Source organism: Rhodococcus pyridinivorans (assembly GCF_900105195.1).
GTDB lineage: Bacteria > Actinomycetota > Actinomycetes > Mycobacteriales > Mycobacteriaceae > Rhodococcus > Rhodococcus pyridinivorans.
Map to the genome: position 1 here is coordinate 3,820,839 of NZ_FNRX01000002.1, position 22,782 is coordinate 3,843,620.

25 protein-coding genes and 1 pseudogene are annotated in these 22,782 nt (G+C 68.5%); 7 read left to right on the forward strand and 19 right to left on the reverse strand.

Features of this window, described 5'->3' with window-relative positions; genetic code table 11:
• Window positions 1-106: 106 nt before the first annotated feature.
• Window positions 107-1,087 (reverse strand): ADP-ribosylglycohydrolase family protein, encoded by a 981-nt coding sequence (locus tag BLV31_RS18105; protein WP_064061195.1) that lies wholly within the window; start codon window positions 1,085-1,087, stop codon window positions 107-109.
• 61 nt (window positions 1,088-1,148) lie between these two features.
• Between BLV31_RS18105 and BLV31_RS18110 the strand changes: the two genes are divergently transcribed.
• The gene (locus tag BLV31_RS18110; RefSeq protein WP_024103645.1) at window positions 1,149-1,814 is read left to right on the forward strand and encodes an NUDIX hydrolase; all 666 of its coding nucleotides are present in this window, start codon (window positions 1,149-1,151) and stop codon (window positions 1,812-1,814) included.
• A gap of 30 nt (window positions 1,815-1,844) precedes the next feature.
• Here BLV31_RS18110 and BLV31_RS26030 read toward each other — a convergent pair whose 3' ends face one another.
• The 3 genes and pseudogenes from BLV31_RS26030 to BLV31_RS18120 form a co-directional block, all read right to left on the reverse strand.
• A complete protein-coding gene (locus BLV31_RS26030) occupies window positions 1,845-2,291 on the reverse strand; it encodes a pseudouridine-5'-phosphate glycosidase (RefSeq protein WP_437438428.1) in 447 nt (148 codons plus the stop codon).
• A 121-nt stretch (window positions 2,292-2,412) separates the two neighbouring features.
• Window positions 2,413-2,754 (reverse strand): annotated as a pseudogene (locus BLV31_RS26035) (pseudouridine-5'-phosphate glycosidase); the annotation flags it as partial.
• Between the two features lie 20 nt (window positions 2,755-2,774).
• Window positions 2,775-3,335 (reverse strand): TIGR03086 family metal-binding protein, encoded by a 561-nt coding sequence (locus BLV31_RS18120; protein ID WP_033098055.1) that lies wholly within the window; start codon window positions 3,333-3,335, stop codon window positions 2,775-2,777.
• 36 nt (window positions 3,336-3,371) lie between these two features.
• On the opposite strand from BLV31_RS18120, the gene BLV31_RS18125 reads away from it, so the two are divergent.
• On the forward strand, window positions 3,372-4,271 hold the full coding sequence (locus tag BLV31_RS18125) for a helix-turn-helix domain-containing protein (RefSeq protein WP_064061194.1): 900 nt from the start codon (window positions 3,372-3,374) through the stop codon (window positions 4,269-4,271).
• A 155-nt stretch (window positions 4,272-4,426) separates the two neighbouring features.
• Window positions 4,427-4,702, forward strand: a complete 276-nt coding sequence (locus tag BLV31_RS18130) for a hypothetical protein (RefSeq protein ID WP_006552872.1) — start codon at window positions 4,427-4,429, stop codon at window positions 4,700-4,702.
• Window positions 4,703-4,768: 66 nt separating this feature from the next.
• Here the strand turns inward: BLV31_RS18130 and BLV31_RS18135 are convergent, their stop codons facing one another.
• The gene (locus BLV31_RS18135; protein WP_064061193.1) at window positions 4,769-5,548 is read right to left on the reverse strand and encodes a maleylpyruvate isomerase family mycothiol-dependent enzyme; all 780 of its coding nucleotides are present in this window, start codon (window positions 5,546-5,548) and stop codon (window positions 4,769-4,771) included.
• Window positions 5,549-5,605: 57 nt separating this feature from the next.
• On the opposite strand from BLV31_RS18135, the gene BLV31_RS18140 reads away from it, so the two are divergent.
• On the forward strand, window positions 5,606-6,043 hold the full coding sequence (locus BLV31_RS18140; protein ID WP_371746955.1) for a PPOX class F420-dependent oxidoreductase: 438 nt from the start codon (window positions 5,606-5,608) through the stop codon (window positions 6,041-6,043).
• Window positions 6,044-6,121: 78 nt separating this feature from the next.
• On the opposite strand, the gene BLV31_RS18145 is transcribed toward BLV31_RS18140, so the two are convergent.
• Complete coding sequence (locus BLV31_RS18145; protein WP_064061235.1) at window positions 6,122-7,084, reverse strand: Acg family FMN-binding oxidoreductase; 963 nt, start codon at window positions 7,082-7,084, stop codon at window positions 6,122-6,124.
• A gap of 104 nt (window positions 7,085-7,188) precedes the next feature.
• Here BLV31_RS18145 and BLV31_RS18150 point away from each other — a divergent pair, with 104 nt between their 5' ends.
• The gene (locus tag BLV31_RS18150; protein WP_006552868.1) at window positions 7,189-7,386 is read left to right on the forward strand and encodes a DUF4177 domain-containing protein; all 198 of its coding nucleotides are present in this window, start codon (window positions 7,189-7,191) and stop codon (window positions 7,384-7,386) included.
• 90 nt (window positions 7,387-7,476) lie between these two features.
• On the forward strand, window positions 7,477-8,790 hold the full coding sequence (locus BLV31_RS18155; protein WP_064061192.1) for an MFS transporter: 1,314 nt from the start codon (window positions 7,477-7,479) through the stop codon (window positions 8,788-8,790).
• Between the two features lie 64 nt (window positions 8,791-8,854).
• On the opposite strand, the gene BLV31_RS18160 is transcribed toward BLV31_RS18155, so the two are convergent.
• On the reverse strand, window positions 8,855-9,337 hold the full coding sequence (locus BLV31_RS18160; RefSeq protein WP_006552866.1) for a flavin reductase family protein: 483 nt from the start codon (window positions 9,335-9,337) through the stop codon (window positions 8,855-8,857).
• Window positions 9,334-9,600, reverse strand: coding sequence for a hypothetical protein (locus BLV31_RS18165; RefSeq protein ID WP_019288904.1), 267 nt, complete (start codon window positions 9,598-9,600; stop codon window positions 9,334-9,336). The genes BLV31_RS18160 and BLV31_RS18165 overlap by 4 nt, the downstream gene beginning before the upstream one ends.
• A 136-nt stretch (window positions 9,601-9,736) precedes the next feature.
• Between BLV31_RS18165 and BLV31_RS18170 the strand changes: the two genes are divergently transcribed.
• On the forward strand, window positions 9,737-10,396 hold the full coding sequence (locus BLV31_RS18170; RefSeq protein WP_064061191.1) for a DedA family protein: 660 nt from the start codon (window positions 9,737-9,739) through the stop codon (window positions 10,394-10,396).
• 4 nt (window positions 10,397-10,400) lie between these two features.
• Here the strand turns inward: BLV31_RS18170 and BLV31_RS18175 are convergent, their stop codons facing one another.
• The 11 genes from BLV31_RS18175 to BLV31_RS18225 all read right to left on the reverse strand — a co-directional run bounded on the left by BLV31_RS18175 (window position 10,401) and on the right by BLV31_RS18225 (window position 22,781).
• The gene (locus tag BLV31_RS18175; protein ID WP_064061190.1) at window positions 10,401-11,186 is read right to left on the reverse strand and encodes an energy-coupling factor transporter transmembrane component T family protein; all 786 of its coding nucleotides are present in this window, start codon (window positions 11,184-11,186) and stop codon (window positions 10,401-10,403) included.
• The gene (locus BLV31_RS18180) at window positions 11,183-13,180 is read right to left on the reverse strand and encodes an ABC transporter ATP-binding protein (RefSeq protein WP_211269813.1); all 1,998 of its coding nucleotides are present in this window, start codon (window positions 13,178-13,180) and stop codon (window positions 11,183-11,185) included. Before BLV31_RS18180 ends, BLV31_RS18175 begins: the two co-directional genes overlap by 4 nt.
• A 29-nt stretch (window positions 13,181-13,209) precedes the next feature.
• The gene (locus BLV31_RS18185; RefSeq protein ID WP_064061188.1) at window positions 13,210-14,268 is read right to left on the reverse strand and encodes a DNA polymerase IV; all 1,059 of its coding nucleotides are present in this window, start codon (window positions 14,266-14,268) and stop codon (window positions 13,210-13,212) included.
• 130 nt (window positions 14,269-14,398) lie between these two features.
• Entirely contained in the window at window positions 14,399-15,619 is a 1,221-nt protein-coding gene (gene ribB, locus BLV31_RS18190) for a 3,4-dihydroxy-2-butanone-4-phosphate synthase (RefSeq protein ID WP_019288208.1), read from the reverse strand.
• On the reverse strand, window positions 15,616-16,113 hold the full coding sequence (locus BLV31_RS18195) for a flavin reductase family protein (protein ID WP_019288207.1): 498 nt from the start codon (window positions 16,111-16,113) through the stop codon (window positions 15,616-15,618). The genes ribB and BLV31_RS18195 overlap by 4 nt, the downstream gene beginning before the upstream one ends.
• Complete coding sequence (locus BLV31_RS18200; protein WP_016692083.1) at window positions 16,110-16,613, reverse strand: NADPH-dependent FMN reductase; 504 nt, start codon at window positions 16,611-16,613, stop codon at window positions 16,110-16,112. Before BLV31_RS18200 ends, BLV31_RS18195 begins: the two co-directional genes overlap by 4 nt.
• Window positions 16,614-16,780: 167 nt before the next feature.
• Entirely contained in the window at window positions 16,781-17,812 is a 1,032-nt protein-coding gene (locus BLV31_RS18205; protein WP_064061386.1) for an ABC transporter permease, read from the reverse strand.
• Window positions 17,812-19,350 (reverse strand): sugar ABC transporter ATP-binding protein, encoded by a 1,539-nt coding sequence (locus BLV31_RS18210; RefSeq protein WP_064061385.1) that lies wholly within the window; start codon window positions 19,348-19,350, stop codon window positions 17,812-17,814. The genes BLV31_RS18205 and BLV31_RS18210 overlap by 1 nt, the downstream gene beginning before the upstream one ends.
• Window positions 19,337-20,515: a sugar ABC transporter substrate-binding protein gene (locus BLV31_RS18215; RefSeq protein WP_064061384.1), complete on the reverse strand. Its 1,179-nt coding sequence runs from the start codon at window positions 20,513-20,515 to the stop codon at window positions 19,337-19,339. Before BLV31_RS18215 ends, BLV31_RS18210 begins: the two co-directional genes overlap by 14 nt.
• 131 nt (window positions 20,516-20,646) lie before the next feature.
• Window positions 20,647-21,297 (reverse strand): isochorismatase family protein, encoded by a 651-nt coding sequence (locus BLV31_RS18220; protein WP_033098029.1) that lies wholly within the window; start codon window positions 21,295-21,297, stop codon window positions 20,647-20,649.
• Window positions 21,294-22,781, reverse strand: a complete 1,488-nt coding sequence (locus BLV31_RS18225; protein ID WP_033098057.1) for an MFS transporter — start codon at window positions 22,779-22,781, stop codon at window positions 21,294-21,296. Before BLV31_RS18225 ends, BLV31_RS18220 begins: the two co-directional genes overlap by 4 nt.
• Between the last annotated feature and the right edge of the window lies 1 nt (window position 22,782).

Consider the following 22,782-nt stretch of genomic DNA (forward strand, 5'->3'; position numbering starts at 1 on the left):
AGTGCGATGGAAGCCACGTGCGATCCCTCCTCGAGTATCCGTCGGACGGGTCGTGTCTACCGCATCACAACCGCGAGTGGAGACATCCGGCGGATCTCGGGGAGTCTCAGCTCTGGACGACCCGTAGTACATCCCCGCCTGCCCCGGAGCCCTTCCGCGCAGTGAGCAGCCCGAGGCGCTCGAGGTCGTCCGCGCGGTAACCGGGCCATCCGTGCAGCATGCGACGCCACCGTTCCGGCACCGCGGACGCACCCCACCGGGCGCCGAGCAGTCCGCCCGCGATGGCCGCGACCGTGTCGGTGTCGTTGCCTGCGCGCACGGCCAGTTCGAGCGCCTCCGGCAGGTGCCCGGGGCCGTCGGTGCGGGCGTGCGTGATCGCCCACCACGCCGCCTGCAGGGCGTGGACGACCCAGCCGTTGTTGTCGAACACGCGCGGACTCGGCGCGGTCTCCGCCTCGTCCAGCAGCGCCGTCCACCGCTGTGCGGCGGGCTGGGACAGGCAGGACAGGGCGACCCGCACCCCGTCGAAGGTGCCGTGGAGGACGGCGTGACGGATCGCGAACGACCACAGTCGGCATGCCTCGGATGCCTGCTCGTCCGCGTGGGTGAGGCTGCTGATCGCATGCGCCGTGGACAGGCACCGCTCGGCGTCGTCGAGGTAGGCGAGCCCGACGGGTGCGGTGCGCATGAGCGATCCGTTGCCACCGGTGCGTCCGGGGAGGCTGCGGGCGCGCGCCGTCATGGTGACGGCGGTGGGGCTCGCCTCGCGCAGGACGGCACGCGTCTGGTTGCCGATGTCCTTGGGGTTCGTGGCGTACCAGCGGAGGAACTGCGCCGCGACCGCGTCGAGTCCGGCGCTCTCACCGATGTCGACGCCGGTCGCCGAGACCTCGGCGATCGCGAGGGCCATGGAGGTGTCGTCGGTCCACTCACCGGGCGCGAACGGCCCGAGTCCGCCGCCGATCATGTCGATGGGCGTGGTGTCCGTCGGATACGTGAATTCGTATCCGGCCCCGAGTGCGTCGCCTGCTGCGGTGGCGAGCAGGACTCCGGCTGCCCGGTCGTTCTGTGCTGCGGTTGTTTCCATGAACCCCTCTATTCGATCAAGTTTGCGCTAAAGTTAGCGCATCAATGATTGAATGTCCATCATGGGCACACCGACCGACTCGACCGGCAGGTCGCTCACCGACTACCCGCGCCCCTCGGTGGCCGTGGACGTCGCCGTCCTCACCATCGACGAAGTACTGAAGGTTCTGGTCGTCGAACGTCCCGACGGCACCTTCGCCCTGCCGGGCACCTTCCTGCACCCCGGTGAGCGACTCGCCGAGGCCGCCGAACGCGCCCTGCGCGACAAGGCCGGACTCACGGGTGTCGACTTCCACCAGCTGGCCATGCTCGACGATCCCGAGCGCGACGACCGCGGGTGGGTGCTGTCGATGGCCCACGGCGCCGCGGTGCCGGTCGCCGAGATCCCCGCCGAGGCGTATCTCGTGCCGACCACCGAGACCTCCGACCTCGCCTTCGACCATGCCGAGATCGTCGACCTGGCCGTCGCCGACCTGCGACGCAGGTACTCCGCCGAGGTCGACCCCGGCAACTTCCTCGGCGAGCAGTTCACCGTGCTCGACCTGCGGCTGCTGTACGAGACCGTCTATGCCCGCAGCTATCCCAAGGACACCTTCCGCCGGCACCTGCTGCACGGCCTAGAACCCACCGGCGAACTGCACAGGGAGGGCACGGGCCGGCCCGCCGAGATCTACCGCCGGCGCGGCACTCCCCTGCCGTCGTCCACCGCCGCCTTCCTCCTGCAGTGAGAAATCAGGCCGTCGGCCTGCAATGAAGAATCAGGACGCCAGCGCGTGCGCGATCTCCGCGGCGACCGCGACGTTCCCGCGATAGACCGCGACATTCGTCTCGAGCGAGCGCCCCTCGGTGGCCCGGTGCATGTGTTCGAGCAGGAACGGGGTGATCGCCTTGCCGCGTGTCCCGGCCTCGGCTGCGGCGTGTTCGGCCTCGGCGAGCACGCGATCGTGCAGTTCCGGATCGATCTGAGCCTCGGCCGCCACCGGATTCCCGACGAGCACCGCCGCCCGCAGACCCAGCCCGTCCCGCGCCCGCGCCACCGCCGCGGCCTGCTCCGCCGACTCCACCTCGTCGACATCGCAGCCGCTGTCGCGCACATAGAAGCCGGGAAAACGCGTGGTCCGATAGCCGACCACGACCACCCCGAGCGTCTCGAGCCGTTCGAGTGTGGCAGGGATGTCGAGGACGGATTTGACGCCGCCGCTCACCACGAGGATCGGAAGTGTCGCCAGCGCAACGAGATCCGCGCTCTCGTCGAAGGTCGACGAAGCCCCCCCGATGCACGCCGCCCAGGCCGCCGGTGGCGAATACGTCGATCCCGGCGCGATGCGCGAGCAGCGCCGTCGCCGACACCGTGGTCCCCCCGTGCAATCCCTTCGCCGCCGCGACCGGCAGGTCGCGGATACCAAGCTTGACGACCGGGACGTCCTCGGCACCGAGCATGCGGATCTGCTGTTCCGACAAACCGACCGTCGGCGTGCCGTCGACAACCCCGATGGTCGCGGGCAGCACCCCGGAATCGCGCAGACATTTCTCGGCCTCGAGGGCGACCTCGACGTTGCGTGGCCGGGTGAGGCCGTGTGTGAAGATCGTCGATTCGAGCGCCACGACCGGCCGTCCGGCCGCGATCGCTTCGCGCACGTAGTCCGCGACGCGGATCGTTTCGCTCATACGACCGACGATAACGCGGCCTAACCGATCGACGCGGCCGTGCGACGTCCCATCTTCGCGAGGATCCGGGCCGTGCGGTCTGCGTCCTCGGGAACCGGCACCGCCGGAGCACAGACACCGTCCATGTAGAGCGCGTCGCCGAAACTGTCGGCGCCGGCCTCCATCCGGTCGAGTTCGGCGTCCGAGAAGGTCACATCGACCCCCGCGCTGCGTGCGATGTCCCAGCGATGCACGAGCATGTCCCAGAGGTAGAACTGTTCGAAGGTCGCACCCACCGTGGTCGGCCCGAAGTATCCGTCGTATGTCGTCGAGACGAACGAGTCGTCCGCGAGGATCTCGGCGATCCGTGCCGTGTGCGTCCTCCACGCCTCGACAGGACGGTCGGTCTCGGGCCGCTCCCCCATCTCGACGCCGCGTCCGGCGAAGAAGTCCCGCTGCGTGTCGATGACGTGGGCCAGGACGTCGCGCGCCGTCCACCCCTCACACGGCGACTGCGCATCCCAGTCGGTGCCGCGGAGCGACGAGATCACGTCGGTGAGCGGCTTGTCGGCCTCTGCGTGTCGCAGTGCTGTTGTATTCATGACTCGATACTGACGACCGGCGAGCGTGAGGTATTGATGAAACCCGACGGCGGCGACCCCCTCGGCGGTCGCGACGACACCGACCGCGTCGGCGGTCGCGACGACACCGACCGCGTCGGCGGTCGCGACGACATCGAACGTGCCCACCTGAAGGATCCGCACGACGCCTCGCACACCATCCACCGTTATCCCGCCGCTTCCGACCTCACGGATCTGATGCAGCGGTACTGGATTCCCGTGTGGTCGGTGCCGGCCGGGCGGGAGGCACCCCAGCGGGTGCTGCGCTATCCGGTCTGCCAACTGGTGGTTGCGCACGATTACGCGCGCTTCTACGGTGTCGAACACGGACTGTCCACGGTCACCCTCACCGGCGAGGGCTGGGCGGTCGGGTCCATGCTCAGCCCGGCGGCCGGGGCACTGATCACGGGCACCTCGCTCGCGGCGTTCACCGACCGGGCCATCGACCTCACCGATGTCCTCGGCGATGCCGGCGCGCGTCTGATCACGCGGGTTCGGGAGGCGATGGCACACGGCCCGGACTCTCGCGAGTCGCACCGCGCCGCGACGGAGGCGTTCGACGACGTGCTGCGCGCCCATCTGCCGATCGATGAGGAGGGGCGACTGGTCAACCGGGTGGTGGCATTCGTCGAAGAGAACTCCGACGTCCTGCGGGTCGAGCAGGTGCGCGCGGAGTTCGGTCTCGGCGAGCGCGCGCTGCAACGCCTCGTCCAGCGACGGATCGGGCTGACCCCGAAGTGGCTGATCCAGCGGCGGCGACTGCAGGAGGCCGCCGGTCGCCTGCGCGAGAAACCCGGTTCGTTGTCGGAGGTCGCCGCGGTCCTCGGTTACGCCGACCAGCCGCATTTCGTACGTGATTTCGCGAGGGTCATGGGCATGACGCCGGGCGCGTTCGCGGCTCGCTACGGCGGTGGATGATCGCCCTTGTCCGACAGGTCCGTCGGATTCGGGCGGGTGTACCACATAGTGGAAGGTCCTAAACCTGCGACGCTTCTCGATCAGGTGAATGTAACGAAGCGCACAGTGAAGACGACCTACCTGTCGAAGCACGAGAAGGAACGAAGGGGTTCACCGTGGGACACGACCGCCTACTTTTCATCGGACGTCCGGATGCGGACGAGGTCGCGCACTGGAGCACTCTGCGCGAGCTCGCTCCTCAGCGAGGATGGAAGCCCACCCGGACGTTCGAGCCCGGCGAAGTCGCCTGGGCCGTCGCCGCCGGTAGCGCCTTCGAGCAGTCCGGACCGATCGCCGAGGTGATCCATTCGCTGCAGGAAGCTCATATTCCCTGCACCAGCGCACTCGACGCCATCCGCCACGCGTACTCGGCGTCGCGCCTGTCGGTCTGACTCGCAGGCGGGTGGCCGCGCCTCAACGTCGCGGTGCGGCCACCCGCTGTGCGTTCTGCCTTCGGGCTAGCCGAAGGGACTGACGTCGAGCCAGGACGCCAGGAACCCGGTGTCGCCGAAGACCTCCACGTCGGCTGTGTCCACAGCACGCCGACGATAGAGCACCAACAGCAGTTCCGTCAGCGGTCCGCGTACCGCCACGGCACTCTTCTCGTGGGCATGCCGCCACGCGAAGTCCTCGCCGGACAGGTCCACGACCCATTCCGCCGACGTGTCCGTCGCGTGGAAATGCAGCGTCCGGTCGGGTCCGTGCAACGCGCGGTGCCGTTCGACATCGAGTCGTGGCCAGGTGACGACCGCCAGGTCGAGCCATTCGTCCACGCAGTCCACCGCAAGATCGTGGGCCGGCTCGAAGTCCGCTCCCAGTGCGAGTGCAGCGTCGGCGCGATGCACCACGGTCTCGTGGGCGAAGCGTCGGGCGAAGAACTCCGGGGTCTTCTTGCCACCCGGGATCGGTGTCCACACCCGCATGTTCGGACCGACCTCCCGCAACGCGGCCCCGAATTCGCGCGCTCCTTCCCGTAACCACGGAATCAGCTCGTCCGGATCCTCGTCGACGTAGTCCGCCAACTCCCGCATCGCGCGGTCGGTGCGCGGCATCGCCCCTTCACCGCGGACCGCCTCGCTCGCCCAGCGGTGGCCGTAGCCGATGTGTCGGGCGAGCTGACCGAGGTTCCATCCCGGGCACGACGGCACCGGTGTGGTCATGTCCTGCCCGGCCAGTGAGTCCACCAGCAGTTCCGTCTGTTCGACGATCTCTCCGCAGTAACGCGCGTAGTCCAGCATGCCTACCCTTCGTACTCGGCCCGATACCCGCCCCGATTCTGCACGGTCGGCCGTAGTCTGGGCGCCATGCCGGCCGACGAGAGCGCACTCGAAGCCCTGTTCCCTCCCACCGGTGTCGCTGTGCTCGCGACGATCAAGCGCGACGGGCGACCCCAGTTGTCGAACGTCACCTACCGGTACGAGCCCGCGACCCGCACGTTCTCCGTCTCCATCACCGACGACCGGGCAAAGACCCGGAACGTGCGCCGCGACCCGCGTGTGAGCCTGTTCGTCGACTCCGACGACAAGTGGTCCTACGCCGTCGCGGAGGGCGAGGCCGAGCTGACGCCGGTGGCCGCGGACCCCCACGACGACACCGTCGAGCAGCTCGTCGAGTTGTATCGAGCGGTGCAGGGCGAGCATCCGGACTGGGACGACTTCCGGGCCGCGATGGTCGCCGATCGCAGGTTGCTGCTGCGTGTACGGGTCTCCCGCTTCTACGGCGCCGCCCGCTGATCCGGGCTTTTGTTGTCCTCGAACGATTCTGGTGGTTTCGACGTCGCTGAGCGCGGTCGGGAACACCGAAGTTCGGGATCAGGATTGCTTGCGGAACAGAATCGCGGAAGTCGGACGGCGCGGCGTCGTCGCATCCGGACCCGGTCCCGCGCGTACACCGACCCGGATCATCACTTGCGGCACGCCCTCGATGCGGGCCGTTTCCCGCAGGAACGCACGTGAGGATTCGGATTCCGTCAGGTGCGTGACGGAGCAGGTGGCCAGTCCACGGGCGGTGCACGCGAGGAGCACGGCCGATAGGGCTTCACCGCTCCGCAGCCAGTCGAGCCGCGTGTCCGTCGTGGTCGACAGGAGAAGTATCGCGGCTCGGTCCTCCGCCTCTGCCGACTCGCCGGTCGCGTTGCCGGGAGGGAACTCCCGCTCCGTCGCCACCGTGCGCCGTCCCGGTGGGAGTGCGTCCGGAGGTATTCCGTCCGGGTGCATCCCGTGCCCGGCCCACCAGGAAAGTTCCGTCTGGTAGGCCGCATCGGAGCGACGCTCACCGCCGATGCGACGGGACAACTCTTCCAGTGCAGGTCGCTCGTGTTCGGCGATGGCACTCAGGCGGACACCCGCGGGCTCGGCGAACATCTGCAGAGCGCTCTCGGTCCGAGCCCACTCCTGCGGAGCCCCCATCGGTAACCGCTCGGTACGTCGGCGGCCGATCGCCTCTGCCATCCGGAGGTCGGTGTCGGTCACCGCGTCAACTCGGCGGAAGCGCAGCGTCGCGAGACAACGACGATTCGTCGCGTCCGGCATCCGTTCGACCACCGTGGCCCAGTGCCGGGCGGTGAGCGCCACCCGCAGATGGTGCAGCACTGCTCCACAGGACAACACCATCTGACGACCGGACGGATCGGTGGCCGGAAGGATGCGATCACTGTCGCTGAACAGCACAAGCTCGTCCGCGTCCAGAGTCCACCGCCACGGCTGACTGTTGTGAAGCGACGGCGATCGACTCGCGAGCGCAACTGCCGACTCGAGAGTCCGACGGTCCGGCATCGTCTCCACTGCTGCCTCCGGGTTCCGAAAACGTCACCTTCCAGTGTCACGTACAGCCGTCGGATTTCGACGAGATTCTCGCGGGACGACCGTAAGCTGAACGGGTGTACTCGTACAAGGTGATCGAGATCCGCGAGGGCATGCTCGGCGGGAAGATGTCCGGCGGCAAGCTCGAGAAGATCCTCAACGATCATGCCCGAGATGGGTGGCGCCTGAAGGCGATCACCTCCGCCGACATCAAGGGACGGATCGGTCCCGGTGGCGTCGAGGGAATGCTCGTGACGTTCGAACGCGAAGAATAGAAGTCATGTCGCAGCGGATGCCGGTGCCCACCGGTAGCGGCAGTAGCTCCTGTCGGCCGTTGCCGGCGACCTGAGCCGAAGGACGGACAGGTGTCGTCGCAGCCGGAGGTCCGCTCGGGTTCGACACTGGTACTCGCAGTGCTGGCGTCGGGCCAGTTCCTGATGACGCTCGACAGCTCGGTGATGAACGTGTCGATGGCGACCGTCGCGCAGGACGTCGGCACCACGATCACCGGCATCCAGACCGCGATCACCCTCTACACCCTCGTGATGGCATCCTTGATGATCACCGGCGGGAAGGTCGGCACGATCCTCGGTCGACGTCGCGCGTTCGGTGTCGGACTGGTCATCTACGGCATCGGCTCGTTCACCACCGGACTCGCCCCGAACCTCGCGGTCCTACTGGTGGGCTGGTCGTTGCTCGAAGGCATCGGCGCGGCCCTGATCATGCCGGCGATCGTCTCGCTCGTCGCGGCCAACTTCGCTCCCGAGCGACGTTCCGCAGCGTACGGTCTGGTGGCGGCGGCCGGTGCGTCGGCCGTGGCTGTGGGGCCGTTGCTGGGCGGGGCCGTCACGACGTTCGCGTCGTGGCGCTACGTCTTCTTCGGTGAGGTCGTCCTGGTGGTGCTGATCCTGCTGGTGCTGCGCCGCATCGAGGACGTTCCCCCTCATCGCGTCCACCTCGACCTCGTGGGATCCGCACTGTCCGTGCTCGGTCTGGGATCCGTCGTCTACGGCGTCCTGCGCTCGAGCGAGTGGGGCTGGGTACGGGCCGAGCCGGGCGCACCCGCCGTACTGGGCCTGTCCCCGGTCATCTGGCTTCTCGTCGCGGGCTCGCTGGTGCTCTATGCATTCATGCGGTGGCAGAGCGCTCTCGTCAGCAAGGGCCGCGGTATGGACCCGGGTGCCGATGCGGCCGTGGTGTCGATACCGATGTTGTTGATGGGTCTCGGCCTGGGAGCGTTGGCGTCCCAGCTCGGCGCGATCACGGTCTCGTCGGTACCGGATTCCCAGAGCGCCGAAGTCGGCGGTGTGCAGAACACCGCAACGAATCTCGGGGCGTCGCTGGGCACCGCACTGATCGGATCGATCCTGATCGCCACCCTCACCACATCGGTCGTTGCCGGAATCGAGGACAACTCCGACATCCCGCCGTCGGTGCAGCAGCAGGCGACGACCGAGCTGGCCTCCGGTGTGCCGTTCCTGTCCACGACCCAGTTGCGGGCCGGGCTCGACGAGGCGGGTGTCGACCCGTCCACAACGGAAGCACTCGTCGCGGTCAACGCCGACGCTCGACTCGAAGGGCTACGCGCCGCGTTCGCTGTGACAGCGCTCCTCGCGATCGCGGCGCTGTTCGGAACCGGACGGCTGCCGCGACGATCGGTCGGAACACCACCGCCCTAGAGAACTTCGGTGGTTCCACCCGCGCTGAGCGGGGGTGGAACCACCGAAATCGATCGTATGCAGGTCAGGACGCGAGCAGTCGACGGAACGAACTGCGGTGGAACACGATGGGTTCGACATCGGCGTCGGTGAGCAGTTCGTTGATGCGCAGTACGACGATCGCGTGGTCGCCCGCCGGAACCTCCTGCTGCACAGTCACGTCCATGCGCACGCTCGTGCCCGAGACGAACAGCGCGCCGCCTTCGCGGCTCTCGATGTCGATCCCGGCGAAGCGATCGCCGTTCTTCGCGGCGAGCACCCGCGCGGCACCGTCGTGCTCCTCGCTCAGCACGCTGATGCCGAGATGCGGGAGCGACGCCAGACGCGGCCATGTGGTCGAGGTGTTCTGTACGCAGAACGAGACGAGCGGCGGATCGAGCGACACCGGCACGAAAGTGCTCGCCGCCATCCCGATCCGCTCTCCGTCCATCTCCGCGCAGATCGCGACGACGCCCGAGGGGACGTGCGCGAATGCCTGGCGCAGAGACGGTCCGTCGAGAGTGGTCATGAGGCGGCCTCGTTTCGAAGTGCGGCGGACAGCACCGACGACCAGCGTTCGGCGTAGTCCGCGATACGGATCTCGGTTGTGTAGGTCGAATCGTGAAGATACAGGCCGGGGGCTGGGCATAGCGCCCCAGTTCTACCACCGAGTGTGATCACATCCACAACGTGATCGGGCTCTCGTCCGGTGAGGGCCGTGGCGAGGCGGGCTCCGGCGTCGAGGGTGCGGGACGCGAGCTTCGGGTTGCCCGCGACGACAACGATCGTCACTGGAGATCACCTTCCGGATCGGCCCTCGGGGTGGAGAGCGACATTCGCCGCCATCCTTCTCGCCGATCGAGCAGACCGGAACTGTTTCGATCCGTACGAGCGGAAACCTCGACGACCCCTCGGTAGGGTCGGGTGGATGAGTGTCGCGGATTCACAGTCAGCCCCCACGGACGGTCTCGCAGGATGGGCGCTCGAGTTGATGGATCGCCTCGGCGGTGTCGGCGCCGGCATCGCGATCGCTCTCGAGAACTTCTTTCCGCCGCTTCCCAGCGAGGTCATCCTGCCGCTCGCCGGGTTCGCCGCGAGCCTGGGCAGTTTCACCCTGTTCGGTGCGCTGTTCTGGACGACCCTCGGTTCCGTGGTCGGCGCTCTCGGTCTCTATTCGATCGGCCGTTGGGTGGGTGAGGACAGGATTCGCGCGGTCGTGCGGAAGCTTCCACTCGTCGATGTCGAGGACCTCGACCGTTCGACCGCCTGGTTCCAGCGGCACGGACGCAAGGCCGTCTTCTTCGGCCGGATGGTGCCCGTCTTCCGGAGCCTCATCTCCATCCCCGCCGGTGTCACACGGATGCCGATCTGGCAGTTCCTCGCGTTCACCACCGCGGGCAGCCTCGTCTGGAACTCGATCTTCGTGCTGGCCGGTTATCAGCTCGGCGAGAACTGGAGCGCCGTCGAACCGTACGCCTCGGCGCTGCAGTACGTCGTGATCGCCGTCGTCGTCGCGGTGATCGGCTACGGGATCGTCCGGCGCATCCGCTCGCGTTCGAAGGACACCGCTTCGCACAACCGCAACTGACGGGTCAGCCCCACACGGTGATCGCCGTGCACGCGCCTGCCACGACCAGCACCGTCAGGACGTCCCCGAGCCGCAGTCGCAGCGGCCGGCGGGTCGCCGATCGAGGACCCCGGCGGGTCGCCGATCGTGGTCCCCGTACCGCCAGCGCGTCGCCGAGATCGCGGACCTGGCGCATGGATACCGACACCACCGCGCCGACGGAGTCGGCCACCTCCTGCCACCATCCCGCCGGAGTGCGGATGCCGGGCCGGCCGCGGACCTTGCGCGCGGCGAACAGCACCCGCATCTCGGCACGCACGGTCGGCAGCATCCGCAGCGCCAGCGCGCACACCGTCACCCATTCGTCGACGGGCATCCGTAGCAGTCGCAGTGGGGCGAACAGCACCGGCAGGGCGTCGACGAGATCGGACAGTCGCGTCGTCCACCCGACCAGCGACGCAAGGACCAGCAAACCCACGCCGAGCAGCATCGTCCGGACGTAGGCGGTGAGCCCGCCACCCGCTGCGTTGAGGACCAGGCCGACGGCGAGGACCGCGAACACCCACCACGGAATCGTCGGGACCACCCCGCGCGGGATCCGTGCGACGAGCACACCCACGACCAGCACGCTGAGCAGGATGCCGAGTCCGGTCCAGCTCGGAGCGAAGCTCGCCGCCACCGACAGCGCCGCTGCCGACAGGACCTTCGTGCCGGCCCACACCCGGTGCAGGGGTGTCTCCCGAGGCACGGGCCGCAGCAGGATGATCGGGCGCCGCTGGCGTGTGCGCGTGCGTGTGCGTGTGCGACTCATGCGATCACCGCTCCCGTCTGCTCCACGATGCGTCCGTCCTCGAGTACCACGGTGCGTGAACACACCTCTTCCATTCCGTGCAGGTCGTGGGAGATGACGACGACGGTGACGTGCTCGACCGCGCGTAGATGGGCGAGGATCGACACGACCTCGCGGCGGCCCTGCAGGTCCAGTCCGGCCAGCGGTTCGTCGAGCACGAGCACCCGCGGGGTGCGGGCGAGTTGGGCGGCGATCGCGACCCGCCGCATCTCGCCTCCGCTGAGCCGGTCGATCGGCCGGTCGATCAGTTCGGGACGCAGACCCACCCGGTGCAGGACGGCGGCGACGTAGCCGCGGTCGGTGTGCGGAAGCCCGGCCACCTCGGAGATCTCCTGGGCCACGGTCGGTCGTTGCAATTGCAGCCGTGCCTGCTGGAAGACCATGCCCACTTCTCCGTGCAGATCGGCCGTCGGGGTGTCGTGCAGCACGGCCGTTCCGCGCGTGGGGCGCATCAGTCCGGCGACGATCCACGCGAGCGTGGACTTGCCCGAACCGTTCTCCCCGACGACCAGTACCCCTTCACCGCGGCAGATCGTCAGCGACACGTCGCGCAGCGCGGTGTGTGCCCAGGGTGTGCCGGCCGCGTAGATGTGCGTGACGTCGCGCAGTTCGAGGATCGGCTGCGGGAAGGACGGGACGGTAGCAGGCACCGGCGCCGGGGGTGGCGGCGCCGCGACCCGCGGGACGATCCGGCCGTCGTCGATGTGCACGATCAGGTCGGCGGCGCGGGCCTCGTCGTCGAGGTGGGTGACGAGCACGACAGCGGTGCCCTCCCGCGCGACGTCGGCGAGCAGGCGGATCAGGTCCGCGCGGCTGTCGGCGTCGACCATCGCGGTGATCTCGTCGGCGATGAGCAGTGCGGGTCGCCGGGCGAGTGCGCCCGCCAGTGCCAGTCGCTGCAGTTGCCCGCCGGACAGATCTTCCGTGGCGCGGTCCGCCATCCCGGCCAGGCCGACGCGGGCGAGCAGATCGTCGACGTCGACGTCGTCGATCCCCCACCGCAGATCCTCGGCGACCGTGCGACCGAGCACCTGACTCTCGGGATGCTGCAGGATCATGGCCGTGCCACCGGGTCGTCCCGGACCGACGGACCCGGGCCGGTCGATCAGGCCGACGGTCGGCTCGAGTCCCGCGAGCAACCGTACGAGCGTCGACTTGCCCGAGCCGTTGCCGCCGACGATCGCGACGAACTCCCCCGGCCCGATCGTGAGGTCGATGTCCGAGAGGGCGTCGCGGTCGGTTCCCGGATACCGGTAACCGACGAGCCGCAGTGCGACGGGAAGCGGAGCCGGGTCGGCGGTCGGGTCCTGCTCGGGCCAGTCGACCGACCGGGTCGCCCACGTGCTGCGCAGGGCCACCACGCGGAAGATCCCGAAGCACAGCAGTGCGGTCCCCACGGTGCCGACCAGCACCGCACCGCCGATCCACACCCACCACAGCCGCACCATGATCTCGAGGGTCCGTTCCCAGGTGTCGACGAACTGCTGCCCCGCACCGGCCACCTCGAACGCCCGGAGCGTGCCGCGCATGGATGCTTCGAGCGCCTCGAGCAGCAGCACCCGGGTCCGGTCGAACAACAGCAGCAGACCGCAGGCGGCGGCCGCGAGCAGCAGCCCGGCCGGGACGGATCCGGCCAGCACCACGAACACCGCCGCGTGACCCCACCGCCTGTGCGCGAACCCGACGAGCGTTCCGATCCCGGAGAGGACGACGACCGCGGCGACGGCGAACGGCCCACCGGCCACGAGCGCCACGACCCCGGCGGCGACCGTCGCAGCGACGATCGCGCGCAGGCGGCCGGTGGCGCCGAGGAAGGCGACGGGGAGCGCCACGAGCACCTGGGCGACACCGACGGGTATCAGCCCGGTGACGACCGACAGCACAGCCGTCAACGTCCCGAAGACCGCCGCTGCGGCGGCCTCCGGTGGTCGTAGAGGTCCCCGTGTCCTGGTCACCGATCGCACCGGGCCCAGTCTGCCAGCCGCTATTGCGACCGCACGTTCTCCGGTGGCGTCATCTCCACCCGCACTCCGACGAGCCGGACCTCCCGCTCGTGATCGAACCGGTCGAGCAGTCCGACGGCGGCCTCCGTGACGGTCGCGAGATCCGTGGTGGGCGATGGAAGAGCGACGCTCGCGGTGTGGGTGACGAACGGCGCGTAGCGGATCTTCAGCGCGACCCGCACTCCCTCACGCCTCTCACCTCGGATGTCGTCGACGGCCCGCGCCGCGAGGTCGCGCACGCACTCGGTGATCGCGTTCCAGTCGCCGACATTGTGTTGGAAGGTCGTCTCCCGACTGCGCGACCGCGCCACCCACGGTTCCGCCGACACCTCCGTCGAACCCGCACCGGCGCCGAGGCCGACGAGCCACGGGCCGATCTTGGGTCCGAACCGCGCCGCCATCTCGTCGACCGGGGCACTCGCCAGCTCGCGGACCGTGCGGATGCCCATGTCGTCGAGTTTCTTCACCGTGCGCGAACCGATGCCCCACAACGAATCGGGTGAGCGCTCCCCCATCACCGCGAACCAGTTGTCGCGCGTCAACCGGAAGATCCCGCGGGGCTTGCCGAAACCCGTCGCGATCTTCGCGCGCAGGACGTTGTCGCCGATCCCGACGGAACAGTGCAGCCCGGTCGCGTCGAGCACGGCGGCCTGCACCTCGCGCGCGAACGCTTCCGGATCGGAGGTTTGCACGCCCATGAACGCCTCGTCCCATCCGAGCACGTCGACGACCGTGCCGAAGCCGCGGAGGGTGTCCATCACGACCTGCGATACCTCGTTGTAGGTATCGGCGTCGACAGGGAGGAAGACCGCGTCGGGGATCTTGCGCGCAGCGACCCGCAGCGGCATCCCCGACCCCACCCCGTGCGCCCGCGCCTCGTAGGACGCAGTGGAGACCACGCCGCGCTCGGTGGGATCGCCGCGACCGCCGACCACCACCGGACGGCCCGCCAACTCCGGATTGCGCAGCACCTCGACCGCGGCGATGAACTGGTCGAGGTCGACGTGGAGGACCCACTGGTCGATACCGGGCGTGCCCATGCCGACAACCGTAGGACGCGCGGCAAGTGCGCGTTCAAGAATTCCGACAGTGTCCGGGTTCGCGCGCCGAAACGGGGTTCGCCCCTGCTGCAGCAGGGGCGAACCTCGGTTCGTGTAGCGAGGATCCGACTCAATTCTGCGCCGCGGGCAACATGTGCCCCATCCGCCGCCGCTTCGTCTCGAGATACCGCACGTTCGCCGGTGCGACGCCGACGTGCAGCGGCTCCCGCCCTGCGACGACGATGCCGTTGTCCTCGAGTCCGGCGATCTTGGCGGGGTTGTTGGTGAGCAGTCGCACCGAGCCGACGCCGAGATCGTGGAGTATCGCCGCGGCGCCGCCGTATTCGCGTCCGTCGGCCGGTTCGTCGAGTTCGAGGTTGGCTGCGACCGTGTCGAAGCCGCCGTCCTGCAGTCGGTAGGCCGCGAGCTTCTTGAGCAGGCCGATCCCCCGGCCTTCGTGGCCACGCAGGTAGACGAGGACGCCGCCTTCCTGGGCGATCCGTTCCAGCGCGGTGTCGAGCTGGGGACCGCACTCACAGCGCTGCGACGCGAACGACTCGCCCGTCAGACACTCCGAATGCACCCGGACCAGCGGGGCGTCACCCACAGGTCCGGCGATGAGCGCCATGTGATCGGCGCCGGTGTGGCGGTCGAGATAGCCGACGGCACGGAAGGTTCCGAAGCGGGTCGGCATCGATGCCTCGTCGGCCCTCACGACCCGCCCGGACGGCACCACCGGTGACGGAAACGGATGCGCCGCGCGGTAGCGGATCAACTCCTCGATCGTGAGCACCGGCAGGTCGTACTGCGCACCCAGCGCTTCGATCTCCGGCATGCGCATCATCGATCCGTCGTCGGAGACGAGCTCGGCGATCACACCCACCTGCGGCAGACCCGCGAGTGCACACAGGTCGACGGCGGCTTCGGTGTGACCGGGACGCTCGAACACTCCACCCGGGCGGGCCCGCAACGGCAGGATGTGGCCGGGACGGATCAGATCACGCGAGGTGGCCGTCGGATCGGCGAGCACGCGCAGGGTCGTCGCACGATCCGCAGCACTGATGCCGGTGGTGACGCCGCGCGCGGCGTCGACCGTGACGGTGTAGGCGGTCTGCTTCGGATCCTGGTTGTCGGCGACCATGGCCGGCAGGTCCAGGGCGTCGGCGCGGGCACCGGTCATCGGGGCGCACAGCAGACCCGAGGTGTGCCGGACGGTCCACGCGATCCACTCCGCGGTCGCGTGCTGGGCGGAGAGGATGACGTCGCCTTCGTTCTCCCGGTCGGCGGCGTCCGAGACGAGGACCGGCTTACCCGCCCGCAACGCCTCGAACGCCGCCTCGATGCGGCTCACGACGCCACCAGACGCCGGAACGAGCTGCGGTGGAAGACGATCGGCTCCGTCGCCTGATCGGCTTCGCCGCAGAACAATTCGTGCACGCGCAGCACCACGATCGCGTGGTCACCGGCCGGCACCTGCTGTTCGATCGACACGTCCATCCGCACACCGCAGCCGTTGACGAACAACGCTCCACCCTCACGGGTTTCGGTCTCGATGCCCGCGAACCGGTCTCCGTTCTTTGCGGCGAGCACCCGGGCCGCGATGTCATGTTCCGACGACAGGACGCTGATGCCCAGACGCGGTTGCGCTTCGAGCTTCGGCCAGGTGGTCGAACTGTTCTGCACGCAGAACGCCACCAGCGGTGGATCGAGTGAGACGGGAACGAACGTGCTTGCGGCCATGCCGATCCGCTCACTGCCGGTGTCGGCGCAGATCGCGACGACACCCGAGGGGACGTGGGCGAACGCGCGGCGCAGGGCGGCGCCGTCGAGGGCGAGGGTGGTCATCGTGCCTCCGTCCGGATGGTGGATCGCAGCACCGGCGCCCAGCGCTCGGCATACTCGGCGATCCGGGTGTCGGTGGTGTAGGTGGAATCGATCAGGTACAGCCCCGCGGCGGGGCAGGTGGCGCCGAGTTCGACGAGCACGGGCTTGAGCAGCAGGTCGGGCGCCATCGCGTGGGCGGGTCCGGCGCCGAGCATGAGCGGCACCGCCGTGACGTCGCGCAGTCCGTCACCGGTGGCGAACTGATCGAGGAACAGCTTCAGGATGCCGGTGTAGGTGGCCTTGAAGGTCGGGCTGGCGAAGACCACGAGGTCGGAGGAGGCGACGGTCTCGACCGCCTCTTTCACCGCGTCGTCGCCCCAGCCGAGCAGGCCCGGACCGAGGGTGACGACGTCGACCACGTGATCGGGGGCCTCCCCGGTGAGCGCGGTGGCCAGCACGGTGGCGGCGTCGAGCGTACGGGAGCCGGGCTTCGGGTTACCGGCAACGACAGTGACCTTCATGTGGATCTCCTTTCGGGCGAGGCTTTCCGCCCGTCACCGGATATTCGACCCGACAGGCATGTCGGGAACGATGCCGAAATATGGCGTGCACATTGCGCCGTCGGGAGGCGGATCTGGCTGCGTGGCACCAGGGCGGATCCGACGATGCAGCCCGATTCCGCCGTTCGTCATCGTGTGGAGCGTGACGCCGTGCGGCGCCGCACCGCGCCGGACAGCGCGACCGCGACCACCAGTGCGCCGCCGTAGAACAACTGCTGGACGAAACTGGCGACACCGAGCATCTGCAGGCCGACCACCCCGGCGACGAGGAAGTACACCGCGACCAGCGTGCCGAACGCGTTGAAGCGGCCGGGGACGATCGCGGTGGCACCGAGGAAGGCCGCCGCGAAGGCCGGCAGCATGAACGACTGGCCGGAGGACGGGTCGGCGCCACCGAGCATGCCGGCGTAGACGATGCCGGCCAGAGCCGCGACGAGCGCGGAGGTGACGAGTGCGCCGCCGCGGATGCGGTCGACGTGCAGGCCGCTGAGTCGGGCCACCTGGGCACCGCGTCCGACGAAGAGCAGTCGGCGTCCGATCGGGGTGTACTGGAAGATTACTGCCATGATCAGCACCAGGGCGAGGGCGTAGTAGAACTGCAGCGACACCCCGAAGATGCGGGTGCCGATGGTCGCGTCGACGAGCGCGGAGTCGACACCGGTAACCGAGGTCGAGTCGGAGATCCACTGGACCACACCGAGGACGACGGTGCCGCTGCCGAGGGTCGCGATGAACGAATCGATCTGCAATCGCACGACCAGCAGTGCGTTGATCAGGCCGACGACGAGGCACGCGAGCACGGCGACAGCAATGGCCGGCAGTAGCGACCAGCCGTGTTGCACGTTCAGCACCGCGATCGTCATGGCGGCCAGCGACATCGTCGACACGGCCGACAGGTCGAACTCGCCGGCGGTGAGCGGGACGATGAGCCCCAGGGCCAGGACGAGCAGGACGGCCTGGGAGCCGAGGATGTTCTGCAGGTTGTTGGCGGTCGGGTAGGTCTCGGGTCGCAGGGCACTGAACACGACGACGACGGCGATCAGCGCCAGGACGAGCGCGTACTTCTCGAACAGCGGACCGAGAGAGCGACGAGGGCGCGCGGGATCCGATTCGGTAGATGCGGTTTTCGCGGTGTTGCTCTTGTCGATGGTGACGGACATCAGGCGATCACTTCCTGTCGGGTCAGACCGAGAACACTGTCCGAGATGTGGTGTTTGGACAGGTTGTCGCCGGTGAGTTCGGCGACGACGTGTCCGTGGGAGAAGACGAGGACGCGGTCGCACAGGACCGACAGCTGCTCGTAGTCGGAGCTGGCGACGACGATGCCCGCTCCCCCACGTGCGGTCTCTCGCAACATCTCGAAGATGCGGGCGCGGGCACCGATGTCCACACCCTGGGTGGGTTCGGCGAGGAGCACCAGCACCGGGTCGGTCTGGAGCCACTTGCCGAGCAGAGCTTTCTGCTGGTTGCCGCCGGACAGCGACCCGTAGACGGCCTGCGGGTCCCGTGGCCGGACGTCGCAGTGCTCGGCGAGCGCGGTCGCGATGTCCTTCAGCGTTCGCGGTTTGACGAAGCCTGTACCGAGCACGGGCAGGGTGACGTTCTCGGCTACGGTCAGCTCGGGTGCGCTGCCCTCGACCTTGCGGTCCGGCGGCACGTAGACGACCTTGCGGGCCAGCGCGTCGATCGGTGTCATCGCGGGCAGGTCCACGCTGTCGTCGCCGACCGTCAGCCGTCCGCCACGAGGCTGCCGCGCCCCGTACAGGGCGGGCAGCACGTCGTCGTAGCCCGAGCCGGCGATGCCGGTGAGTCCGACGACCTCCCCGGGCCGCACGTCGAACCCGACACCGTCGACGGTGGTGGTCTCGAGGTCCTCGATCCGGGCGAGGGCGGGAACGTCCTCGAAGTCGCGGACGGGCCCGGCGACGCGCGGGTCGGCGGAGTCGAGACTGCGTCCGACGATGAGGTCGATGAGCGAGGTCGCGGTGAGGTCGCGGGTGCGGTGCGTGCCCTGCGACACCCCGTCGCGCAGCACGGTGACGCGGTCGGTGTGGTCGAGCACCTCGTCGAGATCGTGGGAGACGAACAGGACGGCGGCCTTCTTGTCGGCGACGATCTCGCGGACGACGGCGAACAGCAGGTCGGTGCCCTCGCGGGGCAGGAAGACCGTGGGTTCGTCGAGCACGAGCAGGGTGCGACGCTCCCCCAGTTCCTCGGTCGCTCGCAGGATCGCGAGGAGGGCACGTTCGGTCTCGTTCAGGCTCGACACCGGCGCCTCGGGATCGATGTGAAGTCCGAAGTGCTCGAACAGCGCTCGGGCGGTGCGCTTCTCGCGCCGCCACGAGATCCACGGTTTCGATCCGGCCACGACGGGTCCGACGCGGAGGTTCTCGACCACCGACAGATCGGGCACGAGGGCGAGGTCCTGGTGGACGAAGCTGATGCCGAGGTCGCGGAATCCGCCGGCCGGGACCGGCAGTGCCACGTCCCTGCCACGCACCTGCAGCGCGGCGCCGGGGTCGGGAGCGTGGAAGCCGGCGAGGACCTTGATGAGCGTGGACTTGCCCGAACCGTTCTCACCCAGCAGACCGTGCACCTCGCCGGCGTGGATCGTCAGGCCGACCTTCTTCAGCACCGTGTGCTCACCGAAGGTCTTGGACAGACCGACGATGTTGACGATGGGATCAGGACTGCTCACTGGGCCCCCACAGTGCTTCGTAACCGGTGACGTAGGCCGTGCCATAGCCCTTGTCGGGCTGCGGCGGGGTGCCGGTCTCGTCGATGTTGTCGGCAGTGATGAGCTTGAGCGGGGTCTCCTGCGCACCGTTGGGGACTGGGTCGTAGCCGAGCAGGAGTCGACCGGCCTGGTCCATCGTCGCCCATGCGAGCCACGGGATGGATTCACCGACGTTCATGGTGACGATGCCGTCGTCCTGCTGGATCTTCAGGACTGCGGGGGTGCCGTTGACCGAGGAGATCTCGACCTGGCCGGTCTTGCCCGCGGCATTGATGCCCGACTGGGCGTAGAGCGACATCGAGTCGTAGATGGGCAGGATGAAGTTGATGTTCGGGTCGGCGGAGAGCGCGGATTGCACCTCGGACTGGATCTTGGTGGCCCACTCCGTGACCGGGACGTTGACGATCTTGTAGGTGCACTTGGGGCAGTACTGTGCGATCTCGTCTTCCATCGCAGCGACCTCGGCCTTGGCCGGCGGAACCTCGTTGGAGGTGATGATGAGCGCGTTGCCCTCGCCTTCGGTGCGGTCGATCATCCAGTCGACGGTGAGCCGGTTGGCCTCGGAGAGCGGGGCGTCGGTGGTGGCGTCGATCAGTCCTTCGAGGTCGGTCGGCACCGGCTCGCCGCGCAGGATGGTATGGGTGAGCAGAACGGGAATCCCCGCAGCATCGGCTTTTTCGAGCGCCGGCTTGATGAGGGATGCGTCGACACCCTGCGACAGGATGATGAGATCGACCTTCTGGTTCACGGCCTGTTCGACACCGGTCGCCCACTGGGCGGGCTGGCCCTGGTTCGTGTACTCGATCCAGGTGGCGCCGTAGCGTTCGGCGACCTTCTTCGATTCCTCGTCGACGGCGACGTTGTACGGGTTCTCGCTGTTGGTGGGGATCGCGAAGATCGTCTTGCCGGCGATGTCCTTCATCGGGAACGGCTCGGCCTCGAGCGTGAACTCCGGGTCCGCCTCGTACAGGGCGAGCTGGGCGCGGGCGTACTCGATTCCGGCGGTGACGTCGGCGTCGGACACGTCGCCGCCACCCGAGCCGACGCTGCTGCACGCGGCGAGACCGAAGACGGCCGAGAAGGCGAGCGCGGCGATCGCGGCGCGGCCGGGAAGGGAATGACGCATGGATTCTCCTGGGGGATGAGGAGTGTGCCGAAGAAGAAGCGGCCGCGTCGTTGCGGGACCGACTGGGAAGGCGATGACTTCGAATGTATCCGCATCGTGTTGCGTGCGCCGACATCCTTGGTTCGATCGTGTTAATTGCGTGCGGAAATCGTCTCCAGGTACTCCTGTGCCCGGCCGAGCGGCCACACCTCTGCCATCTTCTGCTGCATGTCGAACAGGTTCGACGAATGGATCGCCGGATCACGATCTCCCACAGCATCTTCCACGACGATCGGAACGAAGCCGTGCTGCATCGCATCCAGTGTCGTCGCGCGGACGCACCCGCTGGTGGACAACCCCGCGATGAGCACGGTGTCCACGCCGAGCGACGTGAGGTGCGAATTGAGAGTGGTCCCGAAGAACGCGCTCGGATACTTCTTCGTCACCAGCATTTCCGCGCACGTCGGTTCGAGACCCTCGATCAACTCCCCGTACGGACTGCCTTCGCAGAACGCGACGAGGGTGCCCGACTTCTTGAAGAACACCCCGGCGTCGGCACCGTCGGCGCGCAGGCGAACCTCGGTGATCACCACCGGGATTCCGGCCTCGCGCGCGGAAGTGAGCAGGGTGCGCATCGCCTCGACGTTCTCCTCCACCCCTGCATACAGCGGGGAGTCGGGATCGATGTAGGCACGGGCGGGATCGACGACGACCAGCGCAGGACGGGTTCCGGGCTGGAGCTCCTGCCCGAAACCGGCGCGGGCGTAGTCGGCGGCCTGTTCTGCACGATCGACGATGGTCATGCGGACTCCTTCAGTGGGGTGACGGATTCGAGGGTGTGGACGGTCGCGGCCGGATTCCGGCGCGGAAAGGCGAGACACACGCCGACACCGAGCAGGGCGACGACGGCGAGCGCGATGCCGACCGCTCGCACGTTGTCGACGAACCGCGCCACCTCCGCACTGCCGAGCGTGCCGAGAGTCCCGCCGTAGGCAGCCTGGCGGGCAGCGGCGCTGAGGCCGGCAGTAGCGAAGACGAGCGCCAGCGCGGTGCTGAGCAGGTAGCCGACGTTCTGCAGGGTCGAGCGCAGCCCGTTGGCGATGCCACGGCGGTCCGCGGGGGCGGTGAGCATCAATGCGCTGGTGCTCGGTGTCATGAACAGTCCGGTGCCGCAACCGAGTACGAACAGGAAAGGCGCGGTCGCCCCGAGCGGGCCGCCGTCCGGCGACAACAACAGTGCCACTCCGAGCAGACCGACGGCGTTGAGTCCCATGCCGGTCGCGGTGAGCGTGCGAGGACTGAAACGCAGCATCAGGGATCCCGCTGCTGCCGCGGCGACGACGGTGCCGATCGCGACCGGCATCACCAGCGCACCCGCGGCGACCGCGGAAATTCCGCTCACCGCCTGCCCGTACAGCGACACGAGCAGCGTCACGGCGTAGGTGGCGATCGCATTGACGAGCACCGCGGCGAGAACGAGCGCGATACCTCGGTCGCGGAACAACGACAGGTCGACGAGCGGATGGGTCCGTCTGATCTGCACCGCGACGAATGCCCCGGCGAGGACGAGGCTCGCCGTGCCGCACGTCCAGGGCAACCAGGGCATCGAACCGACGCCCGGGGTGAGAGCCAGGACGACCGCGGCGAGCAGCGCAGTGGACAGCACCGCGCCGGAGACATCGAAGGGCTCCCGGGTCACCGCCCTGGAGGGACTGCGCGGAATCACCGCGATCGACGCGGCGATCGCGAGCAACCCCACGGGCAGCACCACGACGAACAACCCACGCCACCCGAAGACCGCGGTGGCGGCACCGCCGATCACCGGTCCCACCACCTGCGCGACGGCCGCGACCGTCGCGTTCCAGCCCAGCGCCCGACCGAGGGTCCGCGGCGGGAAGGTGTCGGTGAGCAGCGCCGTGTTGTTCGTGACGATGGCAGCCGCCCCGGCTCCCTGGAGCACGCGAGCCGCGACGAGCCAACCCGCCGAGGGCGCCAGCATGCACAGTCCCGTCGCGACGGTGAAGGTGATCAGTCCTGCGAGGTAGAGCGGTCGTCGTCCGATGATGTCGGCGAGCCGGCCGAACACCAGGATCAGGGCGGTCGTGACGAGCATGTAGCCGAGCAGGATCCACGTCGACTGGGCGCCGGAGGCATCGAGTTCGCGTGCGACCGTGGGCAGTGCGACGGTCAACCCGCTCAGGCTGAGGAACACCGCGACGACCCCGATGCTCGTCGCCGAAAATACCCGCCACGGATGCGGATGACGCTGCGGGGCCAGGCTATCCATC

What these genes read in the sequence shown, in the direction of transcription:
- BLV31_RS18110 (WP_024103645.1), top strand. Translation starts at nt 1,149, where the DNA reads ATGGGCACACCGACCGACTCGACCGGCAGGTCGCTCACCGACTACCCG.
- BLV31_RS18225 (WP_033098057.1), bottom strand. Translation starts at nt 22,781, where the DNA reads ATGGATAGCCTGGCCCCGCAGCGTCATCCGCATCCGTGGCGGGTATTT.
- BLV31_RS18185 (WP_064061188.1), bottom strand. Translation starts at nt 14,268, where the DNA reads ATGGGCACGCCCGGTATCGACCAGTGGGTCCTCCACGTCGACCTCGAC.
- BLV31_RS18215 (WP_064061384.1), bottom strand. Translation starts at nt 20,515, where the DNA reads ATGCGTCATTCCCTTCCCGGCCGCGCCGCGATCGCCGCGCTCGCCTTC.
- BLV31_RS18125 (WP_064061194.1), top strand. Translation starts at nt 3,372, where the DNA reads ATGAAACCCGACGGCGGCGACCCCCTCGGCGGTCGCGACGACACCGAC.
- BLV31_RS18135 (WP_064061193.1), bottom strand. Translation starts at nt 5,548, where the DNA reads ATGCTGGACTACGCGCGTTACTGCGGAGAGATCGTCGAACAGACGGAA.
- BLV31_RS18175 (WP_064061190.1), bottom strand. Translation starts at nt 11,186, where the DNA reads ATGAGTCGCACACGCACACGCACGCGCACACGCCAGCGGCGCCCGATC.
- BLV31_RS18220 (WP_033098029.1), bottom strand. Translation starts at nt 21,297, where the DNA reads ATGACCATCGTCGATCGTGCAGAACAGGCCGCCGACTACGCCCGCGCC.
- BLV31_RS18195 (WP_019288207.1), bottom strand. Translation starts at nt 16,113, where the DNA reads ATGACCACCCTCGCCCTCGACGGCGCCGCCCTGCGCCGCGCGTTCGCC.
- BLV31_RS18160 (WP_006552866.1), bottom strand. Translation starts at nt 9,337, where the DNA reads ATGACCACTCTCGACGGACCGTCTCTGCGCCAGGCATTCGCGCACGTC.
- BLV31_RS18120 (WP_033098055.1), bottom strand. Translation starts at nt 3,335, where the DNA reads ATGAATACAACAGCACTGCGACACGCAGAGGCCGACAAGCCGCTCACC.
- BLV31_RS18145 (WP_064061235.1), bottom strand. Translation starts at nt 7,084, where the DNA reads ATGCCGGACCGTCGGACTCTCGAGTCGGCAGTTGCGCTCGCGAGTCGA.
- BLV31_RS18170 (WP_064061191.1), top strand. Translation starts at nt 9,737, where the DNA reads ATGAGTGTCGCGGATTCACAGTCAGCCCCCACGGACGGTCTCGCAGGA.
- BLV31_RS18105 (WP_064061195.1), bottom strand. Translation starts at nt 1,087, where the DNA reads ATGGAAACAACCGCAGCACAGAACGACCGGGCAGCCGGAGTCCTGCTC.
- BLV31_RS18200 (WP_016692083.1), bottom strand. Translation starts at nt 16,613, where the DNA reads ATGAAGGTCACTGTCGTTGCCGGTAACCCGAAGCCCGGCTCCCGTACG.
- BLV31_RS18205 (WP_064061386.1), bottom strand. Translation starts at nt 17,812, where the DNA reads ATGTCCGTCACCATCGACAAGAGCAACACCGCGAAAACCGCATCTACC.